This window comes from Methylobacter psychrophilus, from assembly GCF_025583945.1.
Taxonomy (GTDB): domain Bacteria; phylum Pseudomonadota; class Gammaproteobacteria; order Methylococcales; family Methylomonadaceae; genus Methylobacter_C; species Methylobacter_C psychrophilus.
This window is the reverse complement of record NZ_JAOEGU010000030.1, coordinates 1-21,117: the sequence shown is the minus strand read 5'-3', so window position 1 is coordinate 21,117 and position 21,117 is coordinate 1. Positions and strand designations below refer to the sequence as shown.

General features: G+C 46.2%; 21 protein-coding genes and 1 tRNA gene. 13 read left to right on the top strand and 9 right to left on the bottom strand.

What is annotated here, in order from left to right:
• Position 1: 1 nt before the first annotated feature.
• From N7974_RS13755 to flgA, 6 genes are all read right to left on the bottom strand, one after another.
• Complete coding sequence (locus N7974_RS13755) at positions 2-847, bottom strand: MinD/ParA family ATP-binding protein (RefSeq protein WP_262966174.1); 846 nt, start codon at positions 845-847, stop codon at positions 2-4.
• On the bottom strand, positions 837-2,054 hold the full coding sequence (flhF, locus tag N7974_RS13750) for a flagellar biosynthesis protein FlhF (protein ID WP_262966173.1): 1,218 nt from the start codon (positions 2,052-2,054) through the stop codon (positions 837-839). The genes N7974_RS13755 and flhF overlap by 11 nt, the downstream gene beginning before the upstream one ends.
• Positions 2,051-4,120, bottom strand: coding sequence for a flagellar biosynthesis protein FlhA (flhA, locus tag N7974_RS13745; protein ID WP_262966172.1), 2,070 nt, complete (start codon positions 4,118-4,120; stop codon positions 2,051-2,053). Before flhA ends, flhF begins: the two co-directional genes overlap by 4 nt.
• Positions 4,117-5,298, bottom strand: a complete 1,182-nt coding sequence (gene flhB, locus N7974_RS13740) for a flagellar biosynthesis protein FlhB (RefSeq protein ID WP_262966171.1) — start codon at positions 5,296-5,298, stop codon at positions 4,117-4,119. The genes flhA and flhB overlap by 4 nt, the downstream gene beginning before the upstream one ends.
• Positions 5,299-5,668: 370 nt before the next feature.
• Complete coding sequence (gene flgM, locus N7974_RS13735; RefSeq protein WP_262966170.1) at positions 5,669-6,094, bottom strand: flagellar biosynthesis anti-sigma factor FlgM; 426 nt, start codon at positions 6,092-6,094, stop codon at positions 5,669-5,671.
• A 156-nt stretch (positions 6,095-6,250) separates the two neighbouring features.
• A complete protein-coding gene (gene flgA, locus N7974_RS13730) occupies positions 6,251-6,970 on the bottom strand; it encodes a flagellar basal body P-ring formation chaperone FlgA (protein WP_262966169.1) in 720 nt (239 codons plus the stop codon).
• A gap of 411 nt (positions 6,971-7,381) precedes the next feature.
• On the opposite strand from flgA, the gene flgB reads away from it, so the two are divergent.
• Genes flgB through flgJ form a run of 9 tightly spaced genes read left to right on the top strand, consistent with a single transcriptional unit; the run spans position 7,382 to position 14,600 of the window.
• Positions 7,382-7,798, top strand: coding sequence for a flagellar basal body rod protein FlgB (flgB, locus tag N7974_RS13725; protein WP_262966168.1), 417 nt, complete (start codon positions 7,382-7,384; stop codon positions 7,796-7,798).
• A 5-nt stretch (positions 7,799-7,803) separates the two neighbouring features.
• Complete coding sequence (gene flgC / locus N7974_RS13720; protein WP_262966167.1) at positions 7,804-8,208, top strand: flagellar basal body rod protein FlgC; 405 nt, start codon at positions 7,804-7,806, stop codon at positions 8,206-8,208.
• Between the two features lie 19 nt (positions 8,209-8,227).
• Complete coding sequence (locus tag N7974_RS13715; RefSeq protein WP_262966166.1) at positions 8,228-8,902, top strand: flagellar hook assembly protein FlgD; 675 nt, start codon at positions 8,228-8,230, stop codon at positions 8,900-8,902.
• 51 nt (positions 8,903-8,953) lie between these two features.
• Positions 8,954-10,321, top strand: a complete 1,368-nt coding sequence (locus tag N7974_RS13710) for a flagellar hook protein FlgE (protein ID WP_262966165.1) — start codon at positions 8,954-8,956, stop codon at positions 10,319-10,321.
• A gap of 57 nt (positions 10,322-10,378) precedes the next feature.
• Positions 10,379-11,122 carry a flagellar basal-body rod protein FlgF gene (flgF, locus tag N7974_RS13705; RefSeq protein ID WP_262966164.1) on the top strand — a complete coding sequence of 248 codons (744 nt, stop codon included), beginning with the start codon at positions 10,379-10,381 and terminating at the stop codon, positions 11,120-11,122.
• Between the two features lie 34 nt (positions 11,123-11,156).
• Complete coding sequence (flgG, locus tag N7974_RS13700) at positions 11,157-11,939, top strand: flagellar basal-body rod protein FlgG (protein WP_262966163.1); 783 nt, start codon at positions 11,157-11,159, stop codon at positions 11,937-11,939.
• Positions 11,940-11,958: 19 nt separating this feature from the next.
• Positions 11,959-12,606: a flagellar basal body L-ring protein FlgH gene (locus N7974_RS13695; protein ID WP_262966162.1), complete on the top strand. Its 648-nt coding sequence runs from the start codon at positions 11,959-11,961 to the stop codon at positions 12,604-12,606.
• Entirely contained in the window at positions 12,603-13,661 is a 1,059-nt protein-coding gene (locus tag N7974_RS13690) for a flagellar basal body P-ring protein FlgI (protein ID WP_262966161.1), read from the top strand. The genes N7974_RS13695 and N7974_RS13690 overlap by 4 nt, the downstream gene beginning before the upstream one ends.
• Before the next feature lie 3 nt (positions 13,662-13,664).
• Positions 13,665-14,600, top strand: coding sequence for a flagellar assembly peptidoglycan hydrolase FlgJ (flgJ, locus tag N7974_RS13685; RefSeq protein ID WP_262966160.1), 936 nt, complete (start codon positions 13,665-13,667; stop codon positions 14,598-14,600).
• A 282-nt stretch (positions 14,601-14,882) separates the two neighbouring features.
• On the opposite strand, the gene N7974_RS13680 is transcribed toward flgJ, so the two are convergent.
• Positions 14,883-15,263: a GxxExxY protein gene (locus N7974_RS13680; protein ID WP_262966159.1), complete on the bottom strand. Its 381-nt coding sequence runs from the start codon at positions 15,261-15,263 to the stop codon at positions 14,883-14,885.
• A 646-nt stretch (positions 15,264-15,909) separates the two neighbouring features.
• Between N7974_RS13680 and N7974_RS13675 the strand changes: the two genes are divergently transcribed.
• The 4 genes from N7974_RS13675 (at position 15,910) to N7974_RS13660 (ending at position 18,717) form a co-directional block, all read left to right on the top strand.
• Positions 15,910-17,370 carry a flagellin gene (locus tag N7974_RS13675; protein ID WP_262966158.1) on the top strand — a complete coding sequence of 487 codons (1,461 nt, stop codon included), beginning with the start codon at positions 15,910-15,912 and terminating at the stop codon, positions 17,368-17,370.
• A 71-nt stretch (positions 17,371-17,441) separates the two neighbouring features.
• Positions 17,442-17,831: a hypothetical protein gene (locus N7974_RS13670; protein WP_262966157.1), complete on the top strand. Its 390-nt coding sequence runs from the start codon at positions 17,442-17,444 to the stop codon at positions 17,829-17,831.
• 106 nt (positions 17,832-17,937) lie between these two features.
• Positions 17,938-18,014 (top strand) — tRNA-Arg (locus tag N7974_RS13665).
• 319 nt (positions 18,015-18,333) lie between these two features.
• Positions 18,334-18,717 (top strand): hypothetical protein, encoded by a 384-nt coding sequence (locus tag N7974_RS13660; RefSeq protein ID WP_262966156.1) that lies wholly within the window; start codon positions 18,334-18,336, stop codon positions 18,715-18,717.
• A gap of 122 nt (positions 18,718-18,839) precedes the next feature.
• Here N7974_RS13660 and N7974_RS13655 read toward each other — a convergent pair whose 3' ends face one another.
• The gene (locus N7974_RS13655; protein ID WP_262966155.1) at positions 18,840-19,256 is read right to left on the bottom strand and encodes a hypothetical protein; all 417 of its coding nucleotides are present in this window, start codon (positions 19,254-19,256) and stop codon (positions 18,840-18,842) included.
• 62 nt (positions 19,257-19,318) lie between these two features.
• The coding region (locus N7974_RS13650; protein WP_262966154.1) for an Ig-like domain-containing protein at positions 19,319-21,117 on the bottom strand (1,799 nt) is incomplete at its 5' end.

Here is a 21,117-nt window from a genome sequence, read left to right as displayed (position 1 = left end):
GTTATGCCTCCATTTTTGCAAAATGGTTGTCTGGCTTTGAAGACGGAGCGTTAATACTCATTGGCTTGTCAGCCAGTCGTGTGGCTATCTCTCTAAATGCGATTGAAGCGGCTGCCATGGGAAAAGCTTCGATGACTGATCGTCCGAGTTGGACGGCCCGCGACAGATGTTCATCGGACGGGATACATCCCAGCGATATTAACGGTACCGCCAGAAAAAGATTGGCGGCTTGGCTCATATTCTGCTGTATCTTTGCCGCTTGATCCGGTGAAGCATTAATTACCAGTAATTGGTAAGACCTGCGCCCCAGTTGAGTATGTAATTCCTTTATTTGCAAGTAGGCAGACTTGATGGAGTCGATGGTATTAGTTGCCAGTACAACAACATCGCCGGCAGCCACTTCAGATAACATGAAAGGATTATCGTTATCCATTTGCGTATCTATCAGGCAGAAGCCGCTCGTTGGGCTGAGTTCACGTAATGCTGCGGATAGATTTTCCAAGTCCTTAGGCTGGTCAGTCATTTGCTTTATTGGCTCGCGTGATAGTTTGCTCATATAGATACCCTGGTTTTGTTCCTGACTCACCAGTTTCTGAGTCGTGTTAATATCACAAAGGAAAACGGGTGCGGGTGCTGCGGCACAAGAACTGATGCCCTCCGGTGACTGGCTTGCATCAAGTAAATGAACCTCACTCCCTACTTTCACCAGTGCGGCGGCAAGATTTTGTAAAAGCTGATTCTTTTGGGCGGGAGACACTGCCGAGACAAACGAAATCATGCGTATCGTACCCGGTCCCAGCATTCGTCGTAAGCCGGCAGCTTGATCCAAACCCTGATTATGTGACATTAAAGTTCTCCATATCAGAGTTCTGGCGCGTCGCTTCGTAAGCCATTAAAACTGCCAATTCATGGTCTTCGTAGCGGGTAGCACTTCGCGAATGCCGGTGTTCGAAGGTTCGTTCCAATAGTCCGTCAGGCTCCACCATTTGTAAATCCTCAGGTACGCGCTGACCGATTCCTACATAAAAGAGTTTAAGTTTGTATCTAAGCACCACATCCAGCGCATTACTGAGCGTGACCGCTTCGTCCAGTTTGGTCAGGATGCAGCCGGCAAGTCCGGAACCCCGATAGGCAAGGGTTACTTCGTTAAGCGTTTCAATAGTGCTGGTGGTGTTGAGGCAGAGTAGTCGTTTGATGGGCATCCGTGTGCCCGACAGCATGGCAATTTGCTCTGAGACCATCTGATCTCGTTGGCTCATACCTACGGTATCGATAAGTACGATGTGCTTATTTTTTAGTTCATCCAGTGCAATTCTTAGATCCGCTTCATCTCTGACCGTATGAACCATGACGCCCAAGATCTTGCCATAAATTCGAAGCTGTTCATGAGCGCCAATCCGGTAACTGTCAGTGGTAATTAAAGCCAGTTTACTTGGGCCATGGCGCATCACGCAACGTGCTGCCAACTTTGCTGTCGTCGTGGTTTTACCAACACCGGTCGGGCCAACCAGTGCGTATATACCACCTTGATCAAGGATTTCATCTTCGTTTTTTAGCACGGATAAATTGCGTAAGAGAATACCCTTGGCCCATTCAAGCCCTTGTTCTATATCTTTATCCAGGGGAGCATTTTTTGCGAGATAACGCGACAGGCTGGCGCTAAAGCCCATCGCTACCAGCTCCCGCAAAATTCCGGATTTTGACGGATAGCGTTGATGCTGATCATTCCATGTTAGTAGCGCAATTTGGGACTCCAAGGATCCACGCATCGCCTTGATTTCATTCATGATAAGGTTCATGTCATTGTCAGGAACGATAGCAGATGTAGCCGTGGTCTTTGGTGCAGCTTGGTTCGGTACCGCTTTTTTCAATATGGGGGTAGGGCTTTGCGATTCCTCAACTGCCGAGTTGAAGCCTCTCTCGTCAGAAGCAAGAATTTCTACTCCGTTGGCAACATTGCGATTTGACAGTATGATCGCATCAGGGCCCAGAGCCTCACGTACAAGACTCAAGGCTTCGCGAGCTGTCAAGGCAAAAAAGCGTTGAATTTTCATACTAATGCTCCAACAAGATTAGTGACTTTAATGGTAAGAGAGTCGGGTAACTCTGCATGAGATAAAACTTTTAATTGGGGTAAGTTGCGGCGCAGAAAACGTGCCAACATAACTCGCAGTGGTGCCGGAACCAACAGAACAGGTATATAACCTAGTTGTTCTTGTAGTTGTGTGCTTTTCGCTGTTTGTATGGCAAGTGTTTCGGCCAGTCCGGGTTCAATACCGGCTCCTTCAGGGCCGCTGCTGTGCAGCGCTTGTAATAAAAGTTGCTCAAGGCGGTTATCTAACGTCATTACCGGTAATTCCATAGTTCCTGGTGCAATTTGTTGGACAATTGCTCGTCCCAGTGCTATTCGTACGACTGCTGTCAAGATATTCGCATCCTGACTTTGGGGAGCGTATTCTGCTATTGTCTCTATAATGGTGTGCATATCGCGGATGGAAACGTCCTCAAGCAGCAGGTTTTGTAGTAACTTCTGTAGTGTGGCTAGAGGTAATAGATTGGGAACCAGATCTTCAACTAATTTGGGTGCGACTTTGCCCAGATGATCAAGCAGGGCTTGTACTTCTTGACGGCCAAGTAAGTCGGCAGCATGTAGTGACATTAAATGATTTAGATGAGTCGCTACGACGGTGCTGGCATCAACGGCAGTATAACCCATGGCTTGAGCTTGCTCGCGAAGTTGGGCATCAATCCATACGGCAGGCAGACCAAAGGCAGGGTCGTTGACTGGAGTGCCCGGTAAGGTGCCGGTTACGATGCCGGAGTTAATGGCCAGAAATTGACCGGGATGTGCTTCGCCGACGCCGATTTCGACGCCTTTCAACGTAATACGATAGGCCGCCGGACGTAACTCCAGATTGTCGTTAATATGGATAGGGGGTGGCAGAAAACCTACTTCTTGAGCAAACTTTCTCCGAACTCCCTTGATACGACCTAATAACTCTGCTCCCGGGCCTTTGTCAACCAAGGTAATGAGTCGGTAGCCGACTTCGAGCCCTAATGTTTGGATAGGTAGTACATCCTCCCAGGACACTTCTTTCATGTCTGGTGATATAACAGGTTCGGCTGTGTCTACTTCAGGTTCTGTTTGCCTGACGTGTTTAAAATAGTAGGCAGAACCCCCAATCAATAATGCCAGCATCCAAAAAGCCAGATGTGGCATGCCGGGGATTAATCCCAGTCCGCCAATAATACCAGCCGTTATATAAAGAACCTGAGACTTCATGAACAATTGCGTCACTAACTGGCTACCGATATCCTGATCGCTCGCTACACGCGATACTACAGCACCGGCCGCTACAGAGATAATCAAGGAGGGTAGTTGGGCGACCAGGCCGTCACCGATGGCAAGCATGGTGTAAGTTGCAATTGCTGTTGAAAAATCCAGTTCGTGCTGGATTACACCGACCAGTAAGCCGCCAACCATATTCACGACGACAATGATGATACCTGCCACAGCATCCCCTCGTACGTATTTGCTGGCACCATCCATGGCCCCATAAAATTCCGCTTCCTGTGAAACTTCTTTACGGCGTGTGCGCGCGTCTGCTTCGCCGATCAGGCCGGCATTTAGATCGGCATCAATCGCCATTTGTTTGCCCGGCATTGCATCCAGGGCAAATCTGGCACCCACTTCGGCAATCCGACCGGCTCCCTTGGTAACTACGACAAAATTAATGATAGTCAAAATGGTAAAAACCACGACACCGACCAGATAGTTACCGCCAATCAGGAAGTGACCAAAAGCTTCAATAACTTTACCGGCGGCATCGGGGCCGTTATGCCCTTCTGTTAATACAATACGTGTCGAGGCGACGTTGAGCGATAAGCGCAACATGGTAGTAAAGAGTAATACCGTTGGAAAGGCCATAAAGTCAAGAGGCCTGATTGTGTACAGGGCTGTTAACAGAACGATAATGGATAAGGCGAGATTGAAACTAAAAAAAATATCGAGCACGAATGCAGGTACCGGTAACACCATTAGCGACAGCATGGCGACAACCAGTCCTGGTGCTGCCAGTGCTTTACCGTTAACCTGTGCAAGCCAGCCAGGTAATGTCACGATAGTACTCCGGGTTTGATAGCGTTGCCGGAATCATCATTGATGGTTTCCAAGGTATCCATGCCGGGAGGGACAGATATTTGCTCGGGTAATTGCGGTGCAGGTCCACCATGGGTTCGCCAAGCACGCAATTGAAAAACATAGGCAAGCACTTGAGCCACAGCAGCATAAAGCGGTGCAGGAATTTCTTCGCCCAGTTCGGCATGGCTATACAGTGCACGGGCCAGTGGTGGCGCTTCCATTAAGACAATTTTGTGTTCCAGGGCAAGCTCACGAATTTTTGCGGCGACTTCATTCATCCCTTTTGCGATGACCAGTGGTGCGTGATTGGCGTTTTCAGGATATTTTAAGGCAACCGCATAGTGGGTTGGATTTGTCACTACCACGTCAGCGGTTGGGACATCGGCCATCATACGTCTACGTGCCATTGCCCGTTGTTGGGCGCGAATCTTCGCTTTGATCTCCGGGTTGCCGTTGGATTCTTTGGATTCTTGTCTGATATCCTCGCGTGTCATCATCAGTTTTTTTGCGTAATGCAGCATTTGATAAGGGGCATCAATTAAGGCAATTATTGCCAGAGCCCCAACTAACGCGGTAAAGCATATTAATAATAAATGCCCTTGGCGCACGCTGCTCACGGCAGGTGACTGAGCGATTAATGCAAAGATGGCATCAAATTGTGAGGTAACCACAGCCCAAGCCACAAAACTGACCAATAATGTTTTACCGATGGCTTTGAGTAGTTCGACCAGTGCACGGATGGATAACATATTACCCAAGCCTGTCATCGGGTTCATTTTGCCAAAATTAGGCCCCAGTGCTTTTGCGCTAAACAACCAACCGCCAATCAGCATGGGCGAAAATAGCGCTGCCAACATTAGTAGTCCGGCTAGTGGTGCAAAGGCTAATAGTAAATCTATCAGTTGCTGCGCAATTCCGATCCCTAGTTGGGACGGGTCCATTATTTGGGCGCGTTCAAAACTTAAACCCTTGGTTAGCATGTGTTTGAGTTGCTCTACCATGGCGTCCCCTGATATCCAAAAGCCGAGTGTAGCGGCAATTAATACGGTAAAGGTAGCCAGTTCTCGGGAGCGAGGAACGTCACCGTCTTCGCGAGCCTTATCAATACGACGCTGCGAGGCGGGTTCTGTTTTTTCGAGATCACTTTCTTCTGACATATGGGGCTCCCAAGTCGATGCACCGTATTATCATTGGTGAGTGAGCAGGATGCCTATTATCAGAGCTAAAGGACTTTACGGTATGCTAGAGAACGGAGGTAAATTCACCGCTATTTATCATTCAGGAGATAGAGAGAGTGTTTTGTAAGTTGATATGTCAGTATCCATGCGCCTTTGAAATAAAGTGATGGTTATCTATGGCAGCTGACTATTTTAGGTGTGCACAGGCAATATTTTTGCAAATTGAAGCGCAGGCACACTTAATTTGGCGTCTGCAGTTGTACTCAAGAGTGCCTTGCCAAAAAAGCATGGGCTTGTTCAAGACTGTTATACAGGATCCGGATCCTAAGTTAAGTTGAAAAAAATATAATTAGCGCAACTTGGTCAAATCTTTTGCCTTCGCTTTCAGGTTGTCTGAATCAACGATGAGGTTGGCAGCGGATGCAATAGAGTCAGTTTTAAAATGTACATCGTTCTGATTGCCGGCAGCTTCCACCAAGCTTTTAGAGGTGACCATTAAGTCTTTTGCCGTAGTTATCATGCCTTCCGCAACGATGGTTGCGTTAACCTGAAAGGTTCCTTCAGCGATGGCAGCCTTTATTTTATTAACTTTTTCTGTGTCAAAGATGCCGGTGTCTGGTGATAATGCACCTAGCGCCTGGAGCTGTTCAGAAAGCTGTACGCTGCTGCTTGGGGTCGGGCTAACTGGTGGTGCTTCAGTTGCTTTAACGGGCTTTGGCTGGAAGTCTATGGGGGGTGGGTTGGTTATATTTCCAACCGGGTTATCAATTTTCATGAGCGTTCCTTTAAAATTTTTGACTACATTTTTTTAAGCTCTGCGAGCTTAAGCAGAATAGGCTTATCTGATCTTTAAGCTTATTAACGGCAAAGCAGCAAAAAACTTTAAAAGTTATAGCATGATTTTTTCGGGATACTTCTTAATGTTTCAAAGTTAATGGCCTGAAATCTCTACAATACCGCCTGTCCTGGCGATTCCGCTGATTATATGATTTGATTGTGTGCGCACTTGAACGGTTTCTCCCGCCATGGCGTTGGCTAGTGACTTTCCTTCATAAGTGATACCGAAGCCTTTCCCTGTAGCAATAATTTTGACAGTTTGCCCTCGGGTCAATGTTGGTTCGGTATGCAAGTCATTGCTGCGTAAAGAAGCACCTGCAGGCAATGGACGAATAAGGGTACGTCCAGCCAGTTCTTGCAGATCGTTAATCAAGTTTTTTGGCGGGTGATGCTCATAAACAGGGCTTGCCATTACATCATTGGCGGTAACTGTCTGGCCTTTTTCCATAGCTCTGAGAGTGATATAGTGCGTTACCGGTTGCAGGATACTTGCAATCAGATAAAGCGACCATGATTGTGGTGCTGTGCAGCGAGCGCCCAAGCGCATGTTGCCGCGTTGACCGCTACCTGCGGGCAGAAAGAATTCAAGCGACTCGCAATTCACTAAACTCAGGTGGGGATCCGGCAGGTTGACCTTGATTTTTGACTCGTGAGTAATGCCCGGTAAGGAGCTCAGAAATTGTATGGCACGACCGCGAAGCTCTTCGTGGCTTTGCAATTGAGTGTCTGTTTGTGCCCAACTGAATTGGCTTGGTAGCAAGGCAATCAACAAGATGCCTAAGAGGTTTTTTAAAAAACGGACTGTAATTATCATACTTGAATTTATTCACCTTGATTTATTCACAAAAATATTATTTTTGTATTTTATCGGCGGCATCGCTACTGTAATTGCTGATGTCTGAAAATATAAATGACTAACAGTTCGCTAAGGCAAGTTGCAAAAAATAATTAACCATCTTGTCGTGTTTGAGCATTGCTACCCTCAATTAAGCCTTACAGGAGTCGGCGTGTTTCTTCGGGTTACTCAAGGTTTACTTAAAATGCAAATTATAACCCAATGCCATGTAATCACAAGACAAGGTAAGGGTTAAGCTAAGGGCTGTTTTGGTCTTTTATTAGTCAATTCATTAGTCAGGACTTACTTATAATTATGGTGTAAAAAAGTGGTTGTCGTTTACTTGAGGTATTCGAAAGCCCTCATTCTAACAAAGTAAAGGGGTAGACCATGACTGGAAAATTGGATAATGCGTTGGGTTTTTATGAAAATGCTTTGCGTTTTCGCAGTCAGCGCCAGCAGTTATTAGCTTCCAATATTGCCAATGCTGATACGCCCCATTACAAGGCTCGGGATCTGGATTTTGGCAAGGCCATGCAAGCGGTGATGGCGAACAGTAGTCCAACAGTCTCTGTTGCCAAGGCCTTAACGCAAACCAATCCAGGGCATCTTGCTGCCGGTTCATCGTTATCCGGAATGGATACTTACGTTGCCTTACGTACACCCACGCAAAACAGTATGGACGGTAATACGGTAGATATGGATGTCGAACGTAATGCCTTTACTGAAAATGCCTTGCATTATGAGGCGGATGTAACCTTGGTTAACAACAAGATCAAGGGTTTATTAAGTGTACTTCAAGGCTAACAATCATGTCATTACTGAATATTTTTAATATTGCAGGCTCTGCTATGTCTGCACAGGGCCAGCGCCTGAATGTGGTTGCCAGTAATTTGGCAAATGCTGATAGTACGGTCGGACCAAATGGTTCAGCTTATCGTGCCAAGCAAGTAGAATTTATGACGGTTCCGGTCGGTGGCGTAAAAGAAGCCGGCGTTAAGGTTTCGCGGGTGATTGACGATACCGGTCCTGCCAAGTTGGTCTATAACCCGGGGCATCCTCAAGCCAATAAAGAAGGTTATGTGTCCATGCCTAATGTTAATGTCGCCGAAGAGATGGTTAATATGTTGTCGGCTTCACGCTCTTATCAAACCAATGTGGATACCATGAACGCGGCTAAATCCATGTTATTAAAAACACTGACTATCGGTCAGTAATTAAAGAGGATTATTCGTCATGACAATTTCTGTTATCGGTACCACTTCGGCTCCAGTTACCCCGGCTACAACGACTGCAACTTCTACGAGTCAAGTCACTGGCACTGCCGCACAAGCCCAATTCATGTCCCTATTGCTTGCGCAAATGAAAAACCAGGATCCAACTGCGCCCATGTCCAATTCCGATATGTCTACGCAGATGTCGCAGTTAAATATGGTAACCGGCATTAATAAGTTAAATGCCACTATGGATACCGTGGCGAGTGGTCTTCAGTCCAGCCAGACTACACAGGCGGCTAGTTTGCTGGGTAAAAATGTGCTTGTTCCAGGCACCAACTTATCGTTGTCCAATGGTCAGTCTCAGATGGGCGTAGAGTTGGCGCAGGCGGTGGATAGTTTGACTGTAACCATTAGTGATGGTAACGGCAATATAGTACAAACCATGAATCTGGGTTCACAACCGGTTGGTACGCTAAATCTGGCATGGGATGGTGTAACCAGTGCCGGAACTGCCGCAGCAAATGGCGATTACACCTTTCAGGTGGCAGCTACACAAGGTGGGCAAACCTTTACTCCAACGGCATTGGCAACCGGTACGGTTGCCAATGTGACGCTTTCATCAGCGGGAGCGATTGATCTTAGCGTGCCTCCGGTAGGAAATTTCAGTTTGGCAGATATACGTCAAATCCGATAAGCGTAAGCTGATTACCGTTAATTTTATATTGACATTTACAGGACATTATTTATGAGTTTTATCGATATCACAGGGATGAACCTGGCACAACAACGGCTTGATGTGATTAGCAATAATATCGCGAACGCCAATACCGTGGGTTTTAAAAGCTCCACTTTTAATCAGACATTGGCGGCCATGTCGTTCGCATCTTCGGGTGCCGAGAAAGGGGGCGCAGTACAGGCGTTTTCGCAAGGGACTATTAGTGCCAGTGGGAGTCCTTTTAATCTGGCTATTAATGGTGCCGGTTTATTTCAACTGGACAACAATGGCATTAAGACTTATACCCGCGATGGCCAATTTTCGTTAAACAAAGCTGGTGAAGTTGTTGATGCCACCGGCGATATTCTGACCGGCTATAAAGCTGTTGATGGTGTTATACAGACAAACAATGGAGCGGTACCTCTCATATTCGCTTCTGAAGCCTCCAAACCGGTAGCAACGACCACCGCGACGCTAGGGTTGACGCTTAATTCAATGTCGAAGAGCATGGGAACAGTTGCAGCAGTTGCCGGTGTTGCAGCAGTTGTAGCAACTCCAGCGGTTATAGCGGTTACAGCGGTCACCGCAGATCCTAATGCAATTCCACCAATTGCAGGAGTTACAGGAGTTACAGGAGTTGCAGCAGTTGCTGCAACTCCAGCAGTCGCAGCAGTTACAGGATTTACCCGTCCTGCTTTCGACTCGACAGACCCGACAACTTATACGAGTGCGACTACCAGCAATATTTATGACTCGTTGGGTGCGCCTCATACGATTGAAACTTTTTATACCAAGTTAGCCGTTGATGGGGCAGGGGCAGCTACTTGGGATGTAAAGGCTACTGTTGATGGGGGAGCTGCGGTTACATCTGTTGGAACTCTCATTTTCAATGCCAGTGGCGCTCTTGATGTCACTAGTACGGCTACCTCGGGCACCATAACAGTTAATAATCAGGCGGTATCTCTGGATTTAAGTAAATCAGTGCAATATGCTACCTCCTTTGGCGCTACCAACAGTCAGAATGGTTTTCCATCCGGTCAAATGACCAGCTACTCAGTCAGCATGGACGGAGTCATTAGTGTGCTCTATAGTACCGGTAACTCTGCGGTTGTGGGGCAAGTCGCCTTGGCAACATTTAAAAATTTGAACGGGTTGGCATCGGCACCTAACAATCAATGGAGCGCCACTTCCAAATCAGGGAATGCGTCAGTTGGGACAGCAGGCTCGACAGCGCTGGGTCTGGGTCTGTTAAGTTCATCAGCTATTGAAGATTCTAACGTTAATCTGGTTAATGAAATGGTTAATATGATTTCCGCGCAGCGGGCTTTTCAGGCGCAATCATCAGTGATAAAAACTGAAGACCAAAACTTGCAAACGATTGTTGGTCTTAAACAATAGGGCTTGGCCGTGACTCATTTGGTTGTTAACCTGTTTTTAAGCTGCGGAGTCTGATTTATGGATCGTCTTATTTATACTGCCATGACTGGTGCCAAGCAAATTATGGAGCAGCAGACGACCGTATCGCACAATATGGCGAACGTGGGATCCACCGGATTTCGTGCTCAAATAGATGCTTTTCGTGCGGTGCCGGTAGAGGGTAAAGGTTTGCCTACCCGGACGCAAGTATCTGACGATACCGTAGGGGCTGATTTTTCCGAAGGCACCATTCGTCAGACGGGTCGAAGCCTCGATGTTGCGATTAAGGGTGCTGGTTGGATTGCCGTACAAGGGTCAGATGGCAAAGAGGCTTATACGCGAGCAGGTGCCTTGAAGGTTACGCCCAATGGTATTTTGCAATCCGAAGGCGGGTTAAATGTACAGGGTGATAGTGGTCCTATTAGTATTCCCTTCGACACTTCTCTGTTAGTCGGTAAGGATGGCACCATCTCTTCTTTAATCCCAGGTTCTAATCCGGAATCTATGGCAGTGCTGGGTCGTATCAAGTTGGTTAATCCGCAGCCGGATACTCTCAAGCGTGGAGATGACGGTCTTTTTCGGAGTAGCACCGGTAAGCCCGTGGCAGCGAATCCCGGTGTCACTTTATTGGGCGGTGCGTTAGAGGATAGTAATGTCAATATCGTTGAGTCTATGGTGCATATGATTAGTTTGGGGCGCCAGTTTGATATGAATATGAGTTTGTTCAAAAACGCGCAAGAGAATGATACCAAGGCCAGCCAGATTTTAAATTTGAGCCAATAGTTTAGTCCAACCATTAAAAATAAAGAGAAATATCATGTTTCGTTCACTATGGATTGCCAAAACCGGACTGGAAGCGCAACAGAGCCAATTGGATGTCATTACCAATAATTTGGCTAATGTTGGTACCACCGGGTTTAAGCGTTCACGAGCAGTTTTTGAAGACCTGCTCTATCAAACTATTCGCCAACCCGGAGGACAGTCATCTCAAATAACGCAATTACCCTCCGGCTTACAATTGGGAACAGGTGTTAGGGTAGTGGCTGCTGAACGCTTGTATCTTCAGGGCAACTTACAGCAAACAGGCAATAATAAAGATCTGGCTATTCAGGGTACCGGTTTTTTTCAAATATTGATGCCGGATGGCACATTATCTTATACGCGAGATGGTTCGTTTCAGGTCAACAGCGAGGGTTTACTGGTTACTGCCAGCGGTTATCCAGTGCAGCCGTCAATAGCCATTCCATCTGATGCGCAAACTATTACTGTCGGTCGTGATGGGACGGTCAGTGTCGTACAGCCCGGCTCGGTTCAACCCAATACTGTCGGGACCATCGAGTTAGCCAACTTTATGAATCCGGCCGGGTTATCGGCCCAAGGTGAAAACGTGTTTATTGAAACGGCGTCTTCGGGGCCGCCTATTATCAATGCACCTGACAGTAATGGTATGGGATATCTGGCGCAAGGTTATATAGAAACGTCCAATGTTAATGTAGTAGAAGAAATGACCAATATGATTCAGGCTCAGCGTGCTTATGAAATCAATAGTAAGGCTGTGACGGCGGCTGATCAGATGTTGCAGAAGCTGACACAGATGTAATTTTTGGAGGGATTGTTTGATGCATTTATTATTGGTTTTTATATTCTCGGTACTGACCGGTTGTTCAGTGGCTCCGACCTCCATTGTGGCTCAGCCGACTACGATGCGTGCGCCGTTGCCAATCCCCGTCGCTCCTGATAATGGCGCTATTTTTCAGGTTGATACTTTTCGCCCTATGTTTGGGGATTTTCGTGCGCATGCGGTTGGTGATGTCCTGACGGTCGTCATTACCGAAAAAGTATCTGCTGATAAAAAGACTGGTGCATCAGATGATAATTCGGGTGCCATGGATGCCAGTGTTGATAAATTGTTTGGGGTGACAACGACTAACCTACAGGTATCCGAGAGCGCCCAAATGAAGTCGGCGGCCAAGGCTACCGGCAGCGCCAGCTATAACTTTGCAGGTATGATTGCAGTGACTGTGTTGGAAGTAATGCCCAATGGTAATCTGCGGGTTAGTGGCGAAAAGCAGATTGGTCTTGACAAAGGCACTGAGTTTATTCGTCTGTCAGGTATGGTGATGCCCACCTCCATTGAGGTGGGCAACATGGTGCCCTCCACAAAATTAGCGGATAGCCGGGTGGAATATCGCACCAACAGTCAGTTCGATAGCGCCGAAATTCTTAAATGGTTTAGTCGTCTCTTTTCTACTGTCTTGTTGTTATGAAGATAGCGAGACCGGGTTGGCTGGCGAAAAGCGGGTGTTGGGCTTGTCTGCTGGCGTGTTTGTCGACTGTTGCTGTTGCAGAGCGAATGAAAGACCTGTCTAATATTCAAGGGGTTCGGGAAAATCAGTTGATTGGTTATGGTTTGGTCGTGGGGCTCGAAGGTACCGGCGATCAAACGTCGTTTTTTTCCAATCAAAGTGTCATTAATTCGCTGCAACAGATGGGTGTTAATGTACCGCAGGGTATTAACATGCGTACAAAAAATACCGCAGCGGTGGTGGTTACCGGCATGTTGCGAGCATTTGCCCAGCCTGGCCAAACTTTTGATGTGACGGTCTCGTCGATGGCCTCCGCCAAAAATTTGCGTGGTGGCACCTTAATGATGACCTCCTTGAAAGGGGCTGACGGGCAGATTTATGCCATGGCTCAGGGTAATATTTTGTTGGGCGGCTATGAGGGGGCTGGCAGTGGTTCGCCGGGCAATAATCCCATACCTGGCAGTATTGTTGACGGGGCAACTGTTGAGCGTGCCGTTAATTCTTCAGTGGGGCAGGGGCCTTACGTGAAGCTGGTGCTCAACGAAAATAATTTCAATATGGCCAGTCGTATGGTTGAGGTGATCAATAACCGTTTTGGTGCAGGTATTGCCGAAGCGCAAAACGGGTTGGTTATTCAGGTACGGGCTCCGCTAAAACAAAATGAGCGGGTGGCCTTTATTGGCGAACTTGAAGTGCTGGATATTGCACCGGCTGCATTAAAGCCCAAGGTCGTGTTTAATGTCCGTACCGGAGCCGTCGTTATTAATCAGGCTGTCACTCTTGATGCCTGCGCCGTGTCGCATGGTACGCTTTCTATTGTTATTGGCTATCCGCCTGACATCCCTCAAACAGTGGTGGTACCCAATCAGAATTTGGTAGTGTTAAATAAGGGTGTGTTGTTGGCGGATGTTGTTAAAACATTGAATGATATTGGTGCCTCGCCGCCGGAAATGCTGGTTATTTTGCAATCCATGAAGGCTGCCGGTGCCTTGCATGCAGAACTTGAGGTAAATTAATTTATGACGACAATGAAACCTGCCGATGCCTCAAACGAGTTGGCAATGGATGTGCAGTCCTTGGGGCGTGTACGGCAAATGTCTCAGCAAAATCCTGCTCAAGCATTAAAAGAATCCGCCAAGCAATTTGAGGCCTTGTTTATTAATATGATGCTCCAGAGTATGCGGCAAGCAACGCCGCAAGGTAATCTGATGGGGGAAAGTCATGATCGGGAGCTTTATACTTCCATGTTGGATCAGCAGCTTAGTCAGACCATGGCGCAACGTGGTATAGGTGTCGCCGACCTGTTATTGGGACAGCTTAAAAGCGGCAATAACGCTCAAGTAATGCCGAATTTGACACCGCCACAGCAAACTGTTGCCAGGGTATCAGGGCATTCACCCGCGCAACTCAGGTCTGCTCTTGATGTTGCGTCCTTATATGCACAGGCATCTTTAGCGTCAACTAATAACGTTAAAACGGCTACAGGTTCTGTTAGCGGTTCCGTACAAGATTTTAATGCCAAGATGCACGGCCATGCTGAAACTGCTGCGGCCATTACTGGTATTCCTGCTGACTTTATTTTAGGTCACGCAGCGTTGGAAAGTGGTTGGGGCAAGCGCGAGATTATGTTGCCTGATGGCACTAGCAGTCATAATCTGTTCGGAATCAAGGCGGGTGCCAGTTGGAAAGGTAAGGTGGCCGAGGTAACTACGACTGAATATACGCAAGGGGTGCCTTCAAAAGTTGTGGCGCGTTTTCGTGCTTATGACTCCGATGCGGATGCCTTTCGTGATTACGCTTCGTTCTTGCAGGACAATCCTCGTTACCGACAGGTGTTGGTTAACGGGCAAAGTGTCGATGGCTTTGCTCAAGGCTTGCAAAATGCCGGCTATGCCACTGACCCTGCCTATGCCGCCAAGCTAATGAGCGTTATTAGGCGTATACAACCGGCTTAATCGACTTTAAAAGCAAAAGCTTCAGTCCACGAAAAACACGAAAAGCACGAAAAAAAGCAAAAGAGCAAAAGAGCAAAAGAGCAAAAGAGCAAAAGAGCAAAAGATTTATTTCATTGGCAGGTCACATAACTCGACAAATACACGGCTATTTTGATGAGGTAGCTTTAATTGCCTACATAGTACATTAATATTTTCCGCTTACTCAAGCCCTAATGATTTTTTTGTTTTTCTTTGCTTTTTTTCGTGGCTTTCGTGTTTTTCGTGGACAAAAGCTTTTATTTTTCATAACATAATCCGTTCGACGGTAGCTTTGGGGTAACAACCAAAGTTGACCAGTAAACCTAATTTTATACCGGTTGCTTTAAGATAATTTAAGACTTGGGCTTTGTGTGTGGGTGTTGTCGCAGATAGTGCTTTAAGTTCAACAATAATGGCCTCATGGCAAATAAAGTCAGGCATAAAGGTTTGCTTTAACAGTTCGCCTTTGTAGAAAAGTTTCAGTTCCTGTTGGGCAATAAAAGGTATGCCGCGTTTGGATAACTCTTTTTCCATACACTCTTGATAAACCGCTTCAAGAAAGCCACAGCCCATTTCCCGATAAACCTCAAATACCGCTCCTTGTAGCTGATAACATTCCTCTCTCCACCATATTTCTATAGTCATTTTTCGTATCTCTGGTGATTTTTAAAAACAATATTTTTCCATAACTACTGAAAAAAGCAAAAGCATCAGTCCACGAAAAGCACGAAAAGCACGAAAAAGATCAAAAGATTTATTTCATTAGAAAAGTCGTATAAGTAGATAAATCAGTTTCTGTTTTAATCAGGGTTCTTAATTGCTTAAGTGATATCTCAGTATTTCCGCTTACTCAAACGCTAAGGATTTTTTTGTTTTTTCTTGGCTTTTTTTCGTGTCTTTCGTGTTTTTCGTGGACAAAAAGCTTTTGATTTATTTCATTGGAAACTCGCATAACCCGACTAATACACGACTATTTCGATGGGGTAGCTTAAATTGCCTACACAGTACGTTAATATTTTCCGCTTACTTAAGACTTAAGGTTTTTTTGCTTTTTTTTCGTGGCTTTCGTGCTTTTCGTGGACTAAAGCTTTTTTCTTTCATTTCTGCAATTTATTTCAAATAAAGGTTAAAGTTTTTTTAAAGGCCGTCGTTAATAAAAGTAACAGTACAACTACTGTGCTTTTATAAACAAGTTATGTCGATTCAGTCTATGTTACTGGTCGCATCGACTTTTAGTAGAACACCGCCTTCGGGCAAAACATAAATTACTTTAACTAAAAGGAATACGATCATGTCAGGCTTAACATCATTGTCATCTACGTTAACCAGCGCCGTTAACGAAACTCAGGCAAAAATCAATACTACCCAAACCCAATTGGCCGCTGACAAGAAAATATTGGATCCAGCGCAACAAGGTGTGGTGACACGATTGACTGCACAAGTAGAAGGTTTTGCTGCTGCAAAAAGCAATATTACCCAGGCACAAAGTGTTATCAGCGTCGCGCAAACCGGCTTGGCCGCTATTTCCGACATGCTGACACAAATGCAGTCTATGGCCACCAAAGCCAGTTCTGCTGGCGTAACCGCGTCAGATGCGGCCAGCTATCAGGCAACTTTTGCCAGTTTGGCAACACAGGTTAAAACCTTGGCAACCGGTGCTTCAGTGAATGGTGCGAACGTGTTAGGTTCACAAAACCTTTCAGTTCAAACTGGTTTAGAATCAGATGTATCATCGCGAACCGCTGTTATGGGCGTCGATATAAACAAATTGTCAGTAGTTTCCGGCACTGTTAATAGTGCTGCGACTAACACTGCTAACGCCGCTTTGGCCGCTACTGCACTAACTGCCAAAACCACTGCGGACACGGCTAAAACTACTGCGGATACTGCCAAAACCACTGCGGATACTAATGTAACAACAACTGCAGCTACTGCTTCAGCCTCTGCTACTGCGGCGGCCACAGCCATCACCAACGCTGAAGCAGCTGCTACCACAGTGAAAACCGGTGCCGAAGGTGCTACAGTTGATAATGGCGCTGGTGGTTCCGCAGCCACGGTCACTGCAATCAAGGCAGCAACTGCTGCGGCCGTTGCCGCTGCTACTGTCGGTGCCGAAAGAGATGCTGCTACTGCTCTCAAGACCGTTATCGATAATGCTGCCGATGCCCAAGCTGCTGCCAACGTTACTGCCGGTGGCGCTGCTCTTGATGACGGTACTTCTATCATGACCGCCGTTACTGCCGCTGCCACTGCTGGCGCTATCACTGCTGCCGCTGCTGGTGCCACCACTACGACGACTAACACAGATACGACTGACGCAACGGCTGCTACGGCTGCCGTCCCCGCTGCTGCGACTGCTGCGACTGTTGCTACTGATGCCGCGACTGCTGCGACCGCTGCTGCGACCGCTTCAACCTTAGCCGCTGCCACTGCCGCCAGCCTCACTACTGCTATTGATATATCAACTGCGGCCGGTGCTCAAGCAGCTTTGGATATTTTAACAAATGATCTTTCAACAGTCTCTTCCGGTCAATCAACACTTTCTGCCAGTGCTGTTGGTTTGGCAGCTCAATCTACCATGGCTGATGGTCTTAAGATCAATTTACAAAATACCATTGATTCCATTCAAAAACCGGATCAAGCCGCTTTACAGATTAAATTGACGCAATTGAACAATCAATCAACGGTTAATTTTTATCTGATCAGCCAAATGAATACTGCATCGCAAGCCGTGTTGTCACTGTTTAGATAAGGTTTTTTATTTGGAAGGGGAGGAGCAATAGCTCCTCCCCTTTTTTTTCCAATTTTACATGAGGGTATTTTATGAACAAAAAAAATCCGTTTGACGCGTACACCACCGTTGATAGCCAAAACCTTTCCGATGCCGACTTTGAAAAAAAATGGTACGAGTCAGTGATTATGATTCTCCAGCGTATTCAGGGAGCTTATTACAATCCGGTAGAAGCGCATATCAAGTTGATTGAAATACTGGATGGCTTGGGTTGGATTCAAGAAAACCTCAATGAAAAACTAAGCTCGCAGCACAGGACGTTATTAAAAAGTATCTACAGCAATAACATCGTTATTATTAATGGTGCCATTGCCACCAAAAACATGACTTATCTGGATATTGTTATCGCCTCATTAAGAACCGTCATGGAACCGTATTACAAAGATACATCAGCAGTTCCCGCAGAAGAAGCCACAGCGTAAAGCTGCCTTAGTCCACGGAAAACAAAAGCTTTGGCGCATCAAAAGCAAAAGCTTTTTTTTTTCGTGGATAAAAAAGTTTTAACCATGTAGTATAGCCGCTAATCAAGCGCCCATAGCTCAGCTGGATAGAGTAATCGGCTTCGAACCGATTGGTCGGGAGTTCGAATCTCTCTGGGCGCACCATAAAATAGCAAGCCTTACATGAAAATGCAGGGCTTTTTTTATGCCTGAAAGAAAATAAATACTTCAGATACCATCCCTTCAAGGGATGTTATCTGTTGGTATAAAGATTATTAATCTGAAAATATATAACGATGCGTGACGGGGTTTGTAACACCATTACTTATGTTTTAAAAGTTATTAAAGCCTTCAAACATTTCGATTGGTGTTGTAAACCCCGACAAGCATCGGTAAGCCGGTAGTATTGTTGAATTGACAAATTGATTAAATATAGAGATATTAATCAACACTTAAAATCTAAAAAACGGACAAAATAAATTCTATGGCGACTTGGCGACTAACTCCCAAACATAAAAAATCATTTATTGAAATTGAAACCTGGAAAAAAGGCAAGCTTGAATTAGTCCATGATATTGTTTGGTATTCGGGCTCTTTAACCATTGAATCGACAACCAAGCCTGAAATTGATCTGGCTAATAAAGACGGTTTGGATCCTGACAATAATGACTATGGCTATGACTTCGAATTTGAAGAGTCTGCTGATGGTGATGGTGAATATACTTATCCCGAAGGATTATCTGCGGCGGAGGAAGCTAAACTCGAGACGTTAATTGAAAACGAGGAGTTGGAAAACGCTGGTTGGGTTTATGGTGGTAACGAGTACTACTTGATAGGTGAGCTTGAACTCACCCAGATTAACGATTAATAACTGACAATAAATGCCCCTGATGGCATAGTTATCTACACAAATTGTCATCCCTGCCGGAATGACGCTGCTTTTACTTGTGTAGATAGCTATGCCCTGATGGATAGATCTAACAGGCGTATTTACTGGTTAGCCTCTTTTAACCGTACCTTACCGATTTTCAGCATTTTTTCCTTGTATTCCGGTAACATATCTTTAAATTGAGTTTCAGCTTCCTCACGTGCTTGACGATTATTAAGGTTGGCATCAAATTGCTGCATAACGTTTTTAGCTTTACTTTCAATCGCTTTGGCTTGCTCGGATATAACTCTAAGTTCACTTCGGGTTGGCAGTGCAGGGTTTTGGTTCTGGCCATCATCTAAAGTTTGTATTGGAATCCCGGGTAAAGCTTGCGGTTGATTTGACGATTGCTTTAGTAGGTTTTCTATTTTTTTACCATCATCCGCTTTTTGCGCATCAGTGGCTGAGTTTTCAGAAGAACACCCGTACAAAAACAGACTGATAAAAACACAGGTTAAACTGGGCTGTGTAAATAACATCTTATCTTTCTCCCATTTATTACGGCTAAAACATAGCCAGGACTATCGTTTAACTTCAAAAATTAACTTATGCCGGTTGTAAAATACGTAATAGTGCTACTGTTGATCCGGTTTCCGGCCTGATCATACAAAGGCGCAAATATCGAGACATAAACAGAATACCGCCGGTTGGCCAGTAACATTGCGGTCGACGTTAACGTAACGGTTTTGCCATCGTTACTAAACGCCGCTGTCGTTGCCAAATGCTGACCGGTAACCGTGTCATACCAGGTGATCGTTTCCGGATTGACGGTCAGCGGATTTAATCTTTCGGCAAATGCCACGACTATTTTCGTGTTTAAGCCTACATTATTGGTGGTGTTGGCCGGACTGATTTGCACCATGCCGGTTGAGGCTACATCGGCTCCGGCACCGGTAGTGAAATTACGCGCCGTAGCGCTGGCCAGCACATTACCGCCCAAGTCTTCAATGCCTTCGACATGAACGGTGTAAGCCGTGTTGGCCAGCAGTGGCTGAACCAGTTTCAGGGTCAGGATTTTGTGGTCAGCATTGAGTTCACGAACGACGGTAATCACTTCTTCATCTTTGCGTAGCTGGATGTTGCCTAAACTTAAACCACTCACTGCTTCATCAAATTGCACTTGCAGTTGCACGTTGGTCGGCACTGCGATTTGATCCGTCTCAATGCTGTAGCCGGTTATTTGTGGAGCTGTCGTGTCAACAATCATTGCCGTTGTAAAATAGCGATATTGATTGACAGTATTACCATTCATATCCTGTATTCCGTAGATATAGAAATAATAACTACGACCTATTGCCAGTACTTGTTCCGGTACCAAGGTAAGAATGCGACCATCGCTGCTGACCGTCCGGTTTGCGGTTATATTCTGACCGGTGACGGTATCGTAAAGTCTAAAGGTTTCAGTTGTGACAGTCATCGGATCAATCGCTTCATTGAGACGGACTTTAAATACCGTATTAACCGGTACATTGGTCGCGCTGGCAACAATGCTCCATTCGTCCACGATAGGTGCGGTGGTATCTGGGCCATTGGCAGTCTGAAAGGTGTGGCTGGTAATGGTTACCGGATGCCCTGCATAGTCTTCAGGTGTCGTTACCGTGACGGTAACATTGCTATCGACGGGCCAGGGATCGTGGGGCAGATAGGTGACCTGACGGTTGCTGTCACTGAAACTTAAGGAGTAGTAGCGTGCGTCCGATGATAGTGTTTGGGCTAGCGGCACATTGGTATCATCACCCAGAAAGCTGATCGGATTAACTGCTTCATCAAAGCGAATACTGATTCGGCTGTTGATGCCAATATTCGTCGCTGCTTCTGTCGGGCTTAAGGCGGTTACTTTTGGGGCAATACCATCTTCGGATAGTCCGGCGATAAAGGTCCATTGGTAATCCGAATTGTAGCTTGAGGCAACACCGGCCGCATCTTTTAGGCCGCTATGGACACCGATATAATAACGATGACCGGCTTGTAGTAAGTTATCAGGCAGCAGACGTACAACACGATTGCCTTTTAGCAGGCTGACGGTTACCGGTATTTGCTGCCAACTGGTGGCCTCATGCATAACAAAAGTTGTGGTATTAACGGTGTTGGCATCAAGAACTTCGTTAAATTGTAAATCAAGTGCCGGATTCAAGGGCAGGGTGACACTATCATCGGTATTAACAGCGACTACATAAGGTGTTTTTAGCGCCGGATCTTCTTCAATCCGGAATGAGCCATGATAGCTGTTCAGGGCATTGCCGGCTTGATCCTGGGCCATGCTGTCCAAAAACACTTCAATGATCGCGTCTTTACGCCAGGCTTGCAGTGGTGTAAACACCAGGGTTCGGCCATCGCCGA

Coding starts and splice junctions, on each gene's coding strand:
- N7974_RS13755 (WP_262966174.1), bottom strand. CDS start 847: ATGTCACATAATCAGGGTTTGGATCAAGCTGCCGGCTTACGACGAATG.
- flhF (WP_262966173.1), bottom strand. CDS start 2,054: ATGAAAATTCAACGCTTTTTTGCCTTGACAGCTCGCGAAGCCTTGAGT.
- flhB (WP_262966171.1), bottom strand. CDS start 5,298: ATGTCAGAAGAAAGTGATCTCGAAAAAACAGAACCCGCCTCGCAGCGT.
- flgM (WP_262966170.1), bottom strand. CDS start 6,094: ATGAAAATTGATAACCCGGTTGGAAATATAACCAACCCACCCCCCATA.
- flgA (WP_262966169.1), bottom strand. CDS start 6,970: ATGATAATTACAGTCCGTTTTTTAAAAAACCTCTTAGGCATCTTGTTG.
- flgB (WP_262966168.1), top strand. CDS start 7,382: ATGACTGGAAAATTGGATAATGCGTTGGGTTTTTATGAAAATGCTTTG.
- flgC (WP_262966167.1), top strand. CDS start 7,804: ATGTCATTACTGAATATTTTTAATATTGCAGGCTCTGCTATGTCTGCA.
- N7974_RS13715 (WP_262966166.1), top strand. CDS start 8,228: ATGACAATTTCTGTTATCGGTACCACTTCGGCTCCAGTTACCCCGGCT.
- N7974_RS13710 (WP_262966165.1), top strand. CDS start 8,954: ATGAGTTTTATCGATATCACAGGGATGAACCTGGCACAACAACGGCTT.
- flgF (WP_262966164.1), top strand. CDS start 10,379: ATGGATCGTCTTATTTATACTGCCATGACTGGTGCCAAGCAAATTATG.
- flgG (WP_262966163.1), top strand. CDS start 11,157: ATGTTTCGTTCACTATGGATTGCCAAAACCGGACTGGAAGCGCAACAG.
- N7974_RS13695 (WP_262966162.1), top strand. CDS start 11,959: ATGCATTTATTATTGGTTTTTATATTCTCGGTACTGACCGGTTGTTCA.
- N7974_RS13690 (WP_262966161.1), top strand. CDS start 12,603: ATGAAGATAGCGAGACCGGGTTGGCTGGCGAAAAGCGGGTGTTGGGCT.
- flgJ (WP_262966160.1), top strand. CDS start 13,665: ATGACGACAATGAAACCTGCCGATGCCTCAAACGAGTTGGCAATGGAT.
- N7974_RS13680 (WP_262966159.1), bottom strand. CDS start 15,263: ATGACTATAGAAATATGGTGGAGAGAGGAATGTTATCAGCTACAAGGA.
- N7974_RS13675 (WP_262966158.1), top strand. CDS start 15,910: ATGTCAGGCTTAACATCATTGTCATCTACGTTAACCAGCGCCGTTAAC.
- N7974_RS13670 (WP_262966157.1), top strand. CDS start 17,442: ATGAACAAAAAAAATCCGTTTGACGCGTACACCACCGTTGATAGCCAA.
- N7974_RS13660 (WP_262966156.1), top strand. CDS start 18,334: ATGGCGACTTGGCGACTAACTCCCAAACATAAAAAATCATTTATTGAA.
- N7974_RS13655 (WP_262966155.1), bottom strand. CDS start 19,256: ATGTTATTTACACAGCCCAGTTTAACCTGTGTTTTTATCAGTCTGTTT.